At 32.9% G+C, this 14,651-nt stretch carries 11 protein-coding genes; 3 read left to right on the top strand and 8 right to left on the bottom strand.

The window, feature by feature from the left end:
• Positions 1-24 precede the first annotated feature (24 nt).
• Positions 25-2,409 carry a sodium-translocating pyrophosphatase gene (locus Q4Q47_RS12080; RefSeq protein WP_303306912.1) on the bottom strand — a complete coding sequence of 795 codons (2,385 nt, stop codon included), beginning with the start codon at positions 2,407-2,409 and terminating at the stop codon, positions 25-27.
• Between the two features lie 325 nt (positions 2,410-2,734).
• Positions 2,735-3,262, bottom strand: a complete 528-nt coding sequence (locus Q4Q47_RS12075; RefSeq protein ID WP_303306911.1) for an inorganic diphosphatase — start codon at positions 3,260-3,262, stop codon at positions 2,735-2,737.
• 128 nt (positions 3,263-3,390) lie between these two features.
• On the opposite strand from Q4Q47_RS12075, the gene Q4Q47_RS12070 reads away from it, so the two are divergent.
• On the top strand, positions 3,391-5,619 hold the full coding sequence (locus tag Q4Q47_RS12070) for a M1 family metallopeptidase (protein WP_303306910.1): 2,229 nt from the start codon (positions 3,391-3,393) through the stop codon (positions 5,617-5,619).
• Between the two features lie 51 nt (positions 5,620-5,670).
• On the opposite strand, the gene Q4Q47_RS12065 is transcribed toward Q4Q47_RS12070, so the two are convergent.
• The 3 genes from Q4Q47_RS12065 to Q4Q47_RS12055 all read right to left on the bottom strand — a co-directional run bounded on the left by Q4Q47_RS12065 (position 5,671) and on the right by Q4Q47_RS12055 (position 8,170).
• Positions 5,671-6,732 carry a hypothetical protein gene (locus Q4Q47_RS12065; protein ID WP_303306909.1) on the bottom strand — a complete coding sequence of 354 codons (1,062 nt, stop codon included), beginning with the start codon at positions 6,730-6,732 and terminating at the stop codon, positions 5,671-5,673.
• Between the two features lie 111 nt (positions 6,733-6,843).
• The gene (locus Q4Q47_RS12060; protein ID WP_303306908.1) at positions 6,844-7,605 is read right to left on the bottom strand and encodes a hypothetical protein; all 762 of its coding nucleotides are present in this window, start codon (positions 7,603-7,605) and stop codon (positions 6,844-6,846) included.
• A complete protein-coding gene (locus Q4Q47_RS12055) occupies positions 7,592-8,170 on the bottom strand; it encodes an RNA polymerase sigma factor (RefSeq protein WP_303306907.1) in 579 nt (192 codons plus the stop codon). The genes Q4Q47_RS12060 and Q4Q47_RS12055 overlap by 14 nt, the downstream gene beginning before the upstream one ends.
• Positions 8,171-8,401: 231 nt before the next feature.
• Between Q4Q47_RS12055 and Q4Q47_RS12050 the strand changes: the two genes are divergently transcribed.
• Positions 8,402-10,027, top strand: a complete 1,626-nt coding sequence (locus Q4Q47_RS12050; RefSeq protein WP_303306906.1) for a hypothetical protein — start codon at positions 8,402-8,404, stop codon at positions 10,025-10,027.
• A 30-nt stretch (positions 10,028-10,057) separates the two neighbouring features.
• On the opposite strand, the gene Q4Q47_RS12045 is transcribed toward Q4Q47_RS12050, so the two are convergent.
• A complete protein-coding gene (locus Q4Q47_RS12045; protein WP_303306905.1) occupies positions 10,058-11,035 on the bottom strand; it encodes a polyprenyl synthetase family protein in 978 nt (325 codons plus the stop codon).
• 180 nt (positions 11,036-11,215) lie between these two features.
• Between Q4Q47_RS12045 and Q4Q47_RS12040 the strand changes: the two genes are divergently transcribed.
• Positions 11,216-12,049 carry a T9SS type A sorting domain-containing protein gene (locus Q4Q47_RS12040; RefSeq protein WP_303306904.1) on the top strand — a complete coding sequence of 278 codons (834 nt, stop codon included), beginning with the start codon at positions 11,216-11,218 and terminating at the stop codon, positions 12,047-12,049.
• Positions 12,050-12,102: 53 nt separating this feature from the next.
• On the opposite strand, the gene rlmN is transcribed toward Q4Q47_RS12040, so the two are convergent.
• Both rlmN and queA read right to left on the bottom strand, forming a co-directional pair.
• Complete coding sequence (gene rlmN / locus Q4Q47_RS12035; RefSeq protein WP_303308468.1) at positions 12,103-13,143, bottom strand: 23S rRNA (adenine(2503)-C(2))-methyltransferase RlmN; 1,041 nt, start codon at positions 13,141-13,143, stop codon at positions 12,103-12,105.
• A gap of 361 nt (positions 13,144-13,504) precedes the next feature.
• Positions 13,505-14,554: a tRNA preQ1(34) S-adenosylmethionine ribosyltransferase-isomerase QueA gene (queA, locus tag Q4Q47_RS12030; RefSeq protein ID WP_303306903.1), complete on the bottom strand. Its 1,050-nt coding sequence runs from the start codon at positions 14,552-14,554 to the stop codon at positions 13,505-13,507.
• Between the last annotated feature and the right edge of the window lie 97 nt (positions 14,555-14,651).

Raw genomic sequence — 14,651 nt, 5'->3', positions numbered from 1 at the left:
ATATTATTTGTTATTCTTTTTTACTTAATTAAGAACTTCTTCTACTTCTACACCAGCTATTTTATCACTTCCTTTTAAAGCTTCAATATTAGCTTTTACTTCAGATGCACTTCCATTAAAAGTCTCATAACTAGTTGATTCTTCACCATCTTCAATAGTTACTGTAGTGACTATCGCTTTAACAGTGCCATCATCATTATTAATCATTTCTACTTTAACTTCTTTAGAAATCGCAACATTTTCTATCTCATTTCCTTCTGAAACGTAAGCTGTAACAACATCCGAAGATAAAGCAATACTAGGCGCAATAACCAATGCTACAACCGACATTAATTTCAATAAAATATTTAAAGAAGGCCCTGAAGTATCTTTAAAAGGGTCTCCAACGGTATCACCAACAACAGCCGCTTTATGAGCGTCTGTTCCTTTTTTACCTTGTTCTTCAATAGTTTTTTTAGCATTATCCCATGCACCACCAGCATTCGATTGGAAAATTGCCATAAGTACACCACAAGTAGTCACACCTGCAAGTAAACCGCCTAACATTTCTGCGCCTCCAATAAATCCAACAGCTACAGGAACCGCAATCGCTAATAAGCCTGGAAACACCATTTCTTTAATCGATGCTTTTGTAGAAATATCTACACATTTATCATACTCAGCATAGCCATCGGCAGCATCAAATATTTTTCTATCTTCTTCATTGGCTTTAGACATATCAGAATCGTATTTGCGCATCACTTCAAGAGCCGCTTTTAATTGTGGAATATCTCTAAATTGACGACGTACCTCTTCAATCATGGCCATAGCTGCACGACCAACGGCATTCATAGATAAGGCAGAAAACACAAAAGGCAGCATACCTCCTACTAATAGCCCTGCCATAATTTGAGGTTGCGAAACATCAATAGCAGTCACATTTGCTGTTTTCATAAAAGCCGCAAATAAAGCCAACGCCGTTAAGGCAGCAGAAGCAATTGCAAATCCTTTACCAATGGCAGCTGTTGTATTACCTACAGCATCTAACTTATCGGTACGTTCACGAACTTCACTCGGTAATTCTGCCATTTCAGCAATACCACCAGCATTATCAGAAATTGGTCCATAAGCATCAACTGCCAATTGTATACCTGTATTTGCCAGCATTCCTACCGCAGCAATAGCGATACCATATAAACCAGCAAAATGATGTGATACTAAAATAGCCGCAGCAATTAATATAATTGGAATTGCAGTAGACATCATTCCAATACCTAAACCAGCAATAATATTTGTTGCAGCACCAGTTTCAGATTGTCTTACAATAGAGTTTACCGGTCCTTTTCCAGTTCCTGTATAATATTCTGTTACTTTACCAACTGCTAAACCAGCTACTAAACCAGCAATCGTTGCCCAAAACACACCCATAGCTCCAAAAGGCAAACCGTCAACAGTTTCAGGAATTAAAGCATTAATAATAAAGTAAGAAGCAACAACCATTAATCCTGCTGAACCAAATTCACCAATATTTAAAGCTGTTTGTGGGTTTCCACCATCTTTTACTCTTACAAAAAACGTTCCTATAATAGACATCATAATACCAACAGCTGCTAATACCAACGGTAAATACACAGCACCTAAACCGTTAAAATCTGGTGTTAAAATAAAAGCACCTAATACCATAGTACCAATAATAGATCCCACATAAGATTCGAATAAATCGGCTCCCATACCAGCTACATCACCAACATTATCACCTACATTATCTGCAATAGTCGCAGGGTTTAAAGGGTGATCTTCAGGAATTCCCGCTTCCACTTTACCAACTAAATCGGCTCCTACATCTGCTGCTTTGGTATAAATACCACCTCCAACACGTGCAAATAATGCTATAGACGACGCTCCTAATGAAAATCCAGAAAGTACATTTAGTACTAACGATAAATTCTCGGGACCACTCCACATGTCCTGATAAATCATAAACAAACCACTAAGCCCTAATACACCTAATCCAACAACGCCTAATCCCATAACAGCACCACCGGCAAAAGCAACTTCTAATGCTTTTCCTAAAGACGTTCTTGCTGCACTTGTTGTTCTAACATTTGCTTTAGTAGCGACTTTCATGCCTATAAATCCAGCTAAGGCTGAACAAATGGCTCCAACAATAAATGATACAGCAACCATACCATTAGATCCTTCTTCTGCATTTCCTTTAAAATATAATAGAACAGCCACAGCAATTACAAATATTGATAAAATTTTGTATTCTGCTTTTAGAAAAGACATGGCGCCATCAGCAATGTTTTTCGCAATTCTAATCATTTTTTCATCACCTTGATCCTGTTTGGATACCCACGCACTTTTTATAAAGACATAGAGCAATGCTAAAACTCCAAACACTGGTAAAAATTTCACTATTAATTCCATATTAATTAGTTGTTTTATTGGTTATTATTTTTTAACGGAGCTAAAAATAGGAAAATATAAGTGATAAAAAAAGCCACCCTTAATTAAAGATGGCTCATTTTTTTTTGTAATATTTTATTAATCTTTCAATTATACCAATTTGAAGGTAAGATATCGTATTAAACTGCTGTTATTTTAAAATCTAAAAATGTTGTGATTAGATTACATAACATCGTTATGGGATTTACGAACAAGGTTTTTAAACTTTAAAAAGCCTGTACTCAACTTCCTGCCGACAGAGATTGGGTAAACGAGTCGACATGTGACTTTTACACTAAAATTGGTATTAGATCGTAAAAGTTCGTTTTTTCTTGTGTTCGCTATTTTCATATCGCTTAACACATTCTTGATAAATTTTAGCAGCTTCTTCAGCATTTCCCCATCCCCCAGTATCAACTTTCTTTTTTTCTAAATCCTTATATACCTGGAAAAAATGCTCTATTTCTTTTAATCTATGAGGGTTTAAATCTGATATATCTTTATTTTTACTCCAAATGGGATCGGAAACAGGCACACAAATAATTTTTTCATCAGGTCCTTTTTCATCCGTCATATGGAAGACACCAATTGGTCTTACCTCCATAACCACCATAGGATATGTTGGTTCTGTTCCCATAACCAATACATCTAATGGATCTTGGTCCAAAGCCAAGGTTTCTGGAATAAACCCATAATCTCCAGGATACATCATTGATGAAAACAACATACGGTCGAAACGAATTTTGTGCAGGGTAAAATCGTACTCATATTTATTTCTACTCCCTTTTGGTATTTCTATTAACACATCAAATGTTAAATCTTTTTTCTTACTCATATATTATAAATATTTTAGGGACGCAAATGTACTGAACACTTAGGCTTTAAGCAACAAAAAACTAAGGTTGTTTTATATTAATATTTCCTATCTTGTGCCTGACTAATTCAAATAATACACTAAAAACTATGAGACTTTTTCTTTTTTCATTTTTAGCTCTTTTTGCTATATCACCTACTGAAGCCCAAACACAACCTTGGCAAGGCAAATTTGAGCCTATTGACAATATGATTACTCCACCTAACACTTACAGAACTGCTAGCGGGGCTCCTGGAAGGGATTATTGGCAACAACGTGCTAATTATAAAATAAAAGTGACCCTTGACGAAAGCAACAATACCATTTCTGGTGAAGAAACCATTACTTATTACAATAATTCTCCAGATGATTTGAGCTATTTGTGGATGCAGCTTGAACAAAACGTCAACAAAAAAGGAAATGAAGATTTTGGTGGTATAAATAACAATATAAAAAACGGCATGACTAGCAGGCAAATGCAATTTCTTACTAGAGCCATAGATTTTCCTGCCGGTTATTCTATTAAATATGTAAAAGATTCTGATGGGAATAATATAAAAACCATGGTTAACAATACCATGATGAAGGTTAAACTGAATACACTTCTTAAATCGGGTGAATCTACAAGTTTTTCTATAGCATGGTCTTATCCTATTACCGATAGGAGTATGTATTTGCTATCTCGCGAAGGCTATGAGTATTTTCCATCTGACGATAATACTGTTTACCTCATTGCTCACTGGTTTCCTAGAATGGCCGTTTATAATGATACTGAAGGTTGGCAAAATCAGCAATTTCAAAAGCTTGGGGAATTTGCTCTGGAGTTTGGAGATTATGACGTTGAAATTACCGTACCAGGAGATCATATTGTGGCGGCTACTGGTTTACTTCAAAATAGCGAGTCTGTGTTAACAAAAACACAGCGTAAAAGATTAGATGACGCTCGGAAGTCTTTTGACAAACCTGTCATGGTTATTACACAAAAAGAAGCCGAAGCCAATGAAAAACAAAAATCAAAGAAGCAAAAAACCTGGAAGTTTAGTGCTAAAAATGTTCGTGATTTTGCTTTTGCATCTTCTCGTAAATTTATGTGGGATGCCCAAGCTGTAAAATTACCGACCAACACCGTTATGGCCATGTCTTTTTATCCAAAAGAAGGCTTACCTGTTTGGCAGGAAGAATCTACTAAAGCGGTCATGCATGCTTTAGAAGTATATTCTGAAGCTACTTTCGATTATCCTTACCCTGTAGCTATTTCTGTAAACACGTCTAATATTGGCATGGAATTCCCAATGATTAGCTTTAATGGCGGACGACCAAAAAATGGCAAAATAAGCGATGGGGCTAAACAAGGTATGATAGGGACTATTATTCATGAAGTCGGTCACAACTGGTTCCCTATGATTGTGAGTTCGGACGAACGTAAATGGATGTGGATGGACGAAGGTTTAAATACTTTTTTACACCAAAGAACCGTTGCAGAACGCTATCCAGATTTTAATAGTGTAACACCTAAAAGTATTGTGCCCTTTATGAGTGGTGATAAAAATATTTTACGTCCAATTATGACGACTTCAGATAGTGAACTTATGTCTCAATTTGGGGCTAATTTTTATTTAAAACCAACCGTTGGACTGCAAATGCTTCGTAATTCTATTATTGGAAAAGAGTTATTTGATGAAGCTTTTAAAGAATATGCTAACCGTTGGAAATACAAACACCCAAATCCTTCCGATTTATTTAGAACACTTGAAGATGCTACTGCTACCGATTTAGATTGGTTTTATAGAGGTTGGTTTTTTACTACCGATCATGTAGATATGGAATTAAGTCATGTAAAATGGTTTAAAGTATATGAAGAGAATTCGAATATCGAAGATCAAAATAACAGCTCTAAAGTAAAAATTGATGCCTCTGGCAAAAACGCCCAAGCTCAAGCTAAGGACTTTTCCAGTGGTCCGGAAACAATTACTATGAATACAACACCTGACGCTGCGTATGGCCAATTTTTATCAAGAATTGATGAACCTGAATTACGCAAACAGCTTTCTGGTAAAAATATTTACGAAATCACAGTCAAAAATGTCGGTGGGCTTGTTATGCCTGTTACTATTGAGTGGATCTTCACCGATGACTCTAAAGAAATAGACATCATCCCTAGCGAAGTTTGGCGTAGAAATGAATACGAAATTCAAAAAACGTTTATAAAAGCAAAGGAAGTAAAGGAAGTGAATTTAGATCCCAATTTTGAATATGCCGATACCGATATGAAAAATAACGCATTTCCTAAAGTTGAAACGCCATCTGAGTTTGATGCTTTTAAAGAGAAAAATAATTAATGTTGTTCTACAGAATAAACTTTAAAAAAAGCTTCCAAAAGGAAGCTTTTTTTAATCCACATCAAACCTAACGCCTAATGAGATATTGTTCTGATCTACCATCTGGTCTTTAAAAATGGGCGACACATCGTATTTAACATATAGTGCTACATCATCAAAAGCAATATAACCACTTAATCCATACACTAAATTACTAGTGTTAAAACCACGCTTTTGCTTGTCTTTTATTCGCTCTCCATTCAATTCATATTTTAATTTTTGACGTGTACCAATATTAAAACCAGCATAGCCACCTACACCTATTTTGAATTGATTTCGCGTAGAGTACCTAAAATATGTGTCTTTTTCAATCTTTCTTGAAGGCCCAAACTCAAAATGTACAGGAAACACCAAATTGGTAATCGACAATTTAGACTTTTTAAGGTTTTCTGGAAATTCTTGCAATATGGTTTGATTGCCTTGCTGAATGAAATACTTATTATCATCAGGTTTTAATCCATTAATTTGAAAAGAGTACCCATACTTAAAACGCAAAAAGTTAGAATTTTTAAACACGCGTGTTTTCCACGCCCAGCCTAGTTCTAAAAATCGAGAACCGCCAAATTTATATGGAGAATCGTCAAGCTTTTCACCTTCAATAATAGCATTATTTAAGCCAAAAGCCAATACAAAATCGCTGGAAGTTCGCTTATCATATTTCTTTAATTTGTTTTTCCCTCTCACAGAAAACACTTCCTCTCCATCTATGGCAATACCTAGTTTAACTTCTTTTTCTTCCCTATTCAACCCATAACTATTTCGTTCAAGAAGCGCTATCTTATTATCTATAATTCCTATACGATTTTCAATATTCAATGCTGCTAATTTTGCTGCTTCCATTTTTAACTTTTGAGCTTCTTCACTTGTAATTTCACCATTGTTTAAACGCTTATTAATAGCCTCTACTTCTATTTTCAGAAAGTCTTTTTCTTCCTTTTCAATAACTGTTTTCAAATGCTTAAGCATTTTAATGTTCTTTTCATTTTTAATGGCTGGAATCGTATCTTGTGCATTGATTAATTGCACGCTTACACATAGCACAACGAGTGCTAAATACTTAGTAATAGTTTGCATAACTGTTCGTTTTTTTATGCTGAAATAAATTCAGCATCTGTTGATTATTGATGATGATTTGATGATATTTATAGTTATAATTCATGAGATTCCTGCCTGCGCAGGAATTTGTTAATCATTACGCTGGGCTACTGCTGTTTTAACAGTACCGTAACTTGCTTTGATAGCTTCAAAAACTTTGCTTCTAAAGGATTGATCTAATTCTGCTTCAACGTCTTGAAGTAATAATTTAGCATCAACCACGCCTGTAGTTCCATTATATAGTCTGTTTAATTTGATTTCTTTTTGAGCCTCTAATAACAAGGCATTAATAGCATCGTCTGTAACTATGTCATTATCTTTTAGTGCTTGTATTTGATTTGCGACTGCTTGAATCTTTTCTTCTTCAAATGATAAAGGTTCAAGAGCTACTTCAACAGTACTAACAGCCTCTTTGTTTAATTCTTTTATGTTGCTTTCTTGAACAAGAGCTGTTTGCTCTTTATTAAATTCAGATTTAACAAGAACTGATTTTTTTGCCGGTTCTTTAACGACTTCCTTTTCTTTAACTTGAGTCTCTTTTGTAGTATTTTCAATATTAATATATTCTTCAACGGCTATGGCTTTATTTTCATTCTGCTCCACAATCTCTGGATTTACCACCGTTTTTGGAACATCATTTACACTAGTTTCATTATTAAAAAACTGAGGTATTATTAGCAAAATCCCAACCATACTTGCAGCTAAACCTAACCATAAGATGGGTTTATTATTTTTCTTTTTTTCTTGATTACCTAAACGTTCTGAAAGTTTACCCCAAGCATTATCAGATGGTTGTAACCTTCTTTTATCAAGCTTATCCTTAATATTTTTTTCAAATTTAATTGGTGCCATAGCTTGTTGTTTTGTTTAATTCTTTAATTCTTTCCTGAAGCCATTTTCGCGCTTTAAATAATTGCGATTTTGAGGTGCCTTCTGCTATATTTAACATCTCTGCTATTTCGTAATGTTTATATCCCTCAATAGCATACATTACAAATACGATTTTATAACCTTCGGGAAGCGCATCAATAAGCTGCTGTATTTCGGCAACTTCCATATCGGTATTCATATTATTAGCATAATCACTCTCAGGGTCAAAATCTTCAACAGAAAATTCTATTTGTTTTTTTTGTCTTAAAAATGAAATAGACTCTCTGATCATAATACGTCTAATCCAACCTTCAAAACTTCCTTCTCTTTTAAAACTTTTCAAATTAGAAAACACTTTAAAAAAACCATTTAGCATGGCTTCTTCAGCTTGCTGTAAATCTTTTATATAATATCTACAAACACTTAGCATTTTTGGCGCATGTAATTCAAATAATACATGTTGAGCCTCCCGATTATTTTTAATCGCTTTTTTTATAAGTGACGATTCGTTATTATGCAGTTGTATGACTTTCAAAAATGATTTCATTTAGCCTTCTATTTTTAAAGACGCAAATTTCATGCTAATGGTTGCCCAGTATAAAAAATATTTATATAAATGTAAATGAAATAAGATATAACACAAACGAGTGCTAAGCTTTCCGGTTTACATTGAAATTAGAAATAATAGATACAAACCATATGATTGTGACTAATTGTAAGCATTTAACTTGTAGGAATAAATAACTATATTTATAACTTGTTAAATTCATAATAAAATATGCACTTAAAAGCTTTATTCGCATTCTTCCTTTGTACCTTAAGTATTTCAAGTCAAACTAACTCTATAAATGAATTAATCGAGTCCAGTTTAAATTATAGAGGAACCTTAAAATCAAATTGTAATATAGAAAATACTGTATTTGAAAGTAAACCGAATCCTTTAATTATTAAAACAAACCATGTTAGTATAGGACTAAACTCTAATTATATTATTTATAAATTAGACCTAGAAAAAGGCAAAAAATATAATATTTCTACTCTTTCAGATGAATATAATATTGATTGTCATATAGTTTCGGATAGCATTATTAATAGCGGGGTTAAACATAAAGGCAGAACTTGGAGAAAAAATATAGTGATTAATAATTTCAAAAAAAACAACTATCTTTTTCTTACAAAACCAGATTCCACAACATTTAAATTTCAAATTTTTATTTGTGAGAAACCAATAAAAAGCTTTAATTCAATAGTAACTAATAAAACTATCATTAATTCTGATAATATAAAACTACATACTAATTCAATAAAATTCCAAGGAGAACAATATAACATATATAAAACTAATGAGGTTGATACTAATAAATGGTTAAAAGTTGAAATTTTAGGAGATTTTGTTCCAGTTATTTATGGACTTAATAAGAATAATGAAATTATTAAAGTAGACAAATCATCAATTAATAGTAATAACGCAGAAATAAATATAGCTCCTAAAGATAGTATTAGAAAAATATTAGTAGGGAAATATCATAATAATAAACAAAATAATGAAAGCGAATTTATATATTCTCTAAAATTTAAATCTTATGGTTTTGATCCTAATGGGGGAATTTATGACAGAACTAAATATTACTTCAGTAACCCTTTATTGAATTTTATTATTGCCTTTTTAAGTAGCTTAATTTTAAGCTACTTGTTTTATTTTAAATCATTAAAGAAAAAAAAACTGTCATACAAGGAATTGACAGATAAGCCTATTCTATTTGAAGACGAATCTGACAAAACCAATGATAGATTTATTATAGTTAATAATGAAAAATTATATAGATGTAACATCTATGAGATTATTTTTAAAAATAGTGGAGCTTCAAGAATAGAAAAATCATATGTAAAAGAACCTCTAATGTTAACCTGTGAAAATATTGAAAGAATTATAGACTTAAAAGAAAGTAAAAAAGGAAATGGATGGGGTAACATAGAAATAATTGATGAAAATAAATTAAAAATAAATTTTGATTTTATCGATGAAAATGATTCTTTAGATATCAAAATAATCGGCTTAATCAATGAAGATTATATAAAGAACAAAGGTGTTAGTCCAATAGTTGATGGTAGAATAGCTGAAGTTACAATCAAGAATGAACGAACCAAGCTAGATTTTTTCTTTGAAACGAACTATCTTATCATTTCATTTATTTTTATTCTTATCGCAATTCCATTGTATGTAGTAATTATATTTGATTTAGAAATACCTGAATTCCTTTGGGATATGATCGGTTTATTTTATAAAATTGGATTTCTCTTCATACTTTTTTACTCTATAATTAACAAATCAATTCGTCGTTCTTATGTTCGAACGTTCAAACTAATACCATATCTAATAAGAAGAATCATCAAATCTAGTTAAATTAATATCAAAATTATATTATGAAAGATTCTACTTCTTCCTATCAATGACATAATTCACCATAAGTTCCAATGAATTTTTATAATCGGATTCCGGATAGGTTTGAAGTATTTGTAAGGCCTCTTCCTGAAATGCTTTCATCTTCTTTATAGCATAATCTAAGCCCCCGTTACCTTTCACAAAAGCAATAACTTCTTTAACACGCTTAGTATCCTTATTATGGTTTTTTATAGAATTAATGAGCCACTTTTTATCTTTTTTTGAAGACTGATTAAGCACATAAATTAGAGGCAAAGTCATTTTCTGTTCTTTAATATCTATGCCTGTAGGTTTGCCAATTTGAGTATCACCGTAATCAAACAAATCGTCTTTTATTTGAAACGCCATACCTATAAGTTCACCAAATTTTCTCATAGACTCCACATGCTGCGATTCTGGTTTTACAGATGCCGCTCCCAAACTACAGCAAGCTGCAATTAAGGTTGCTGTTTTTTGACGGATAATTTCATAGTAAACAGCTTCTGTAATATCTAGTTTTCTAGCTTTTTCAATTTGAAGTAATTCACCTTCACTCATTTCACGAACCGCAATAGAAATAATCTTAAGTAAATCAAAATCATTATTGTCAATACTTAAAAGCAAGCCTTTAGACAGTAAATAATCACCTATTAAAACGGCTATTTTATTTTTCCAAAGCGCATTTACAGAGAAAAAACCACGTCGACGATTACTATCATCAACCACATCATCATGCACCAAAGTCGCCGTATGAATAAGCTCAATGACCGAAGCGCCTCTATAAGTACGCTCGCTAACCTCGCCATTAGACACCATTTTAGAAACTAAAAACACGAACATAGGACGCATTTGTTTCCCTTTTCTGTTTACAATATAATGGGTAATCCTATTAAGCAACGCAACCTTACTAGACATGGAGAGTTGGAACTTCTGTTCAAAAAGATCCATCTCATAAGCTATAGGTTGTTTTATTTGCTCTACTATTTTCAATATTCAAACTTAATCTCAGCGAAATTACTAATAAAGTTAAAATATTACTACTATAGATTCCCGAAAGTTCCTTTTCAATGTGTTTACTATTTATCTTACAAAAAAACGCTTAATCGATAAAATGCTTGTTTAGAAAAAAGATTTCATACCTTAAATAGATAATAACCAACCAATTACAGTATGAAAAAATTTACTTTATTAATAATATTTTCGATTTCAACAATTTCTATCAATGCTCAAACGGTAGCATGGTCATCAGATTTAGAAGATCTAACTGGTTGGGGTGTAGGTAATGGAACCGCAGACACAAATGATGATACATGGGGTTTTTACTCAGGTGGCGGAGAAGCATTAGGTTTTACTGGAGCCTTGGGTTTCTCAAGATCTTGGGATCCAGAACCAGCAGCAACTGGTGGAACACCTATAACACCTGATAATTTATTGTTTACGCCCACATTTGCAATTCCAGCAAATGCTCTTTCAATTTCTTTTAAAATGAAAGTTGGGTCTAATGACCCTAATTTCTTTGCAGAGAATTTTGCTATTATAGTTTATGATGATGCCGACTTTGATGGAACACTAACAGGAATTTATGAAGAAACTTTAACCGCTGGTGGGAATGGTAGTGCAAAAGATATTACAGCTGATATACCCGCATCTTTTGCTGGAAAAACTATTGGGATTCTTGTAAGACATTATGACTGTACGAATCAAAATCAATTATTAGTTGATGACTTTGAAGTATCTTTTTCTACATCTTTATCTATTACAGACCATACATTAGAAATAGTTCATTTTTATCCAAACCCTGTTAAAGACTTTATAAAAATTGACACCAAGTCAATTATTGACTCTGCGATAATAGTTAATCAATTAGGGCAACGGATAATTGATGTTAAACCTAATAATATTGTAGATAATTCTATTAATTTGTCTACACTCAATAAAGGCTTGTATTTTATAACTGTTAAATCTGAAGAAAGATCTGCTACTATTAAAATAGTTAAAGAATAATACTATTCTAACGGACGAAATGAAAAAAGAACTTTGGCTTGAAGTTCTTTTTTTCATTTTTTATTTGCTAATTGCCCGCAAGCAGCATCAATATCTTTACCTCTACTTCGGCGTACATTTACAACAATTCTGTTTTTCTCTAAAGTGTTGATATAGTTTTCTAAAGCCTCATTCGTTGCCTGCTGAAAAGCACCATCATCAATAGGGTTATATTCAATTATATTTACTTTACATGGCACATACTTACAGAATCTCACAAAAGCATCAATATCTTTTTGAGTATCGTTTATCCCTTTCCAGACTACATATTCGTAACTAATTTTTCTGTTTGTTTTTTCGTACCAGTATTCTAATGCCTCTTTTAAATCCGCTAATGGAAAGGTTTCATTAAAAGGCATAATAGATGTACGAACAGCATCAATAGCTGAGTGTAAAGACACTGCTAAATTAAACTTCACGGCATCATCTGCCATTTTCTTTATCATTTTTGGCACACCCGACGTAGATACAGTAATTCGCTTTGCAGACATTCCTAAACCTTCTGAAGATGTAATTTTATCGATAGCCTTAATAACATTGTTATAATTCATGAGAGGTTCCCCCATACCCATAAATACAATATTACTTAATGGCCGATTATGATATAAACGGCTTTCTTTATCAATAGCGACCACCTGATCGTAAATCTCATCTGGATTTAAGTTACGCATACGTTTTAAACGCGCTGTTGCGCAAAACTTGCAGTCTAAACTACACCCCACCTGACTGGATACACAAGCGGTTGTTCTTGTTGCTGTTGGTATTAAAACCGACTCTACTATGAGGCCATCATGCAATCGAACTGCATTTTTTACTGTGCCATCTTTACTACGTTGCATCGTATCAACTTCGATATGGTTGATAACAAAATTTTCTTCCAGCATTTGACGTGTTTCTTTTGAAACGTTAGTCATGTCCTTAAAAGTATGTGCTGATTTTTGCCAAAGCCATTCATAAACCTGATTACCCCGAAAGGCTTTATCTCCTTGTTTTACAAAGAATGCTCTTAGATCGTCTTTGGTTAATGCGCGAATGTCTTTTTTACCAGCTGCCATAAGTGTTGCAAAAATAGTGAAAGGTTTTTCGAATTTCGATATTTGATTTATTAATTGAAGTTGTAATACTGTATTAGGATTTGAAACCGATAGATTGTACTTAAGATTCACTTCTTTTCCCTATAGAAGAAAACTGTCATTCAGAGCGTAGCGAAGAATCTCTTAATGCTTACATCTGATAAAAACTCAAGTCCCTATTACTATTCATTTAGATGTCTACAGGTACAACACAAGAACTGTTCCAGATTCTTCAGTCGTTCCTCCTTCTGAATGACATAGACCATAAAAAAAGCCTTGTTAAAATAAAACAAGGCTTAAGAACATATTTCTCTTTAATAAGATTCTGAAACAAGTTTTAGGACTAAATAATTAACATGGCATCGCCATAACTGTAAAATTTGTATTTTTCTTTTACAGCTTCATCGTATGCTTTTTTAATAAAATCGTGTCCTGCAAATGCCGAAACCATCATTAATAATGTTGATTTTGGGGTGTGAAAATTAGTAATCATACAATTAGCGATACTAAAATCGTACGGAGGGAAAATAAATTTATTGGTCCATCCGTCAATTTCATTTAGCTTTCCATTAGATGATACAGAACTTTCTATAGCACGCATAGCAGTAGTCCCAACAGCACAGATACGTCTTTTATTTGCTATACCTTTGTTTACAATATCTACTGCTTTTTCATCAATTTTTAACTCTTCGCTGTCCATTTTGTGTTTCGACAAATCTTCTACCTCAACCGGGTTAAAAGTACCTAACCCCACATGCAAAGTCACTTCGGCAAAGTCAATACCTTTAATCTCTAATCTTTTTAGTAAATGTTTAGAAAAGTGAAGCCCAGCAGTTGGAGCTGCTACTGCACCTTCATTTTTTGCATATATAGTCTGGTAACGTTCTTCATCTTCTGGCTCTACATCTCTTTTTATATATTTTGGAAGCGGCGTTTCTCCAAGTTCGGTTAGTTTTCTTCGGAACTCTGTGTACGACCCATCATATAAAAAACGTAATGTACGTCCTCTGGATGTTGTATTATCTATAACTTCTGCGACCAATGTATCATCATCGCCGAAGTACAATTTATTACCAATTCTTATTTTACGTGCCGGGTCTACCAAAACATCCCAAAGACGTTGTTCTTCGTTTAATTCTCTTAACAAAAACACTTCTATTCTTGCTCCTGTTTTTTCTTTATTACCGTATAATCTTGCAGGAAAAACTTTGGTGTTATTAAGAATTAAAACATCATCTTCGTTAAAATAGTCAATTAAGTCTTTAAACATTTTATGTTCAATGGTTTGCTCTTTTCTATTTAAAACCATTAAACGTGACTCATCTCTATTTTCTGCAGGATGTTCTGCTAATAATTCATCTGGTAAATTGAAGCCAAAGTGTGATAATTTCATTTGTTAGTTTTTATTGTTTTTATTGCGTCAAAGGTGTTTTTCAATAGTATAAATCTTAGGTTAAAAATAACCTATAATAGTATTGAAAGGTTTATTT

Origin of the sequence: Flavivirga spongiicola, assembly GCF_030540825.1 — a bacterium.
GTDB lineage: Bacteria > Bacteroidota > Bacteroidia > Flavobacteriales > Flavobacteriaceae > Flavivirga > Flavivirga spongiicola.
This window is presented reverse-complemented; position numbering and strand designations above follow the sequence as displayed.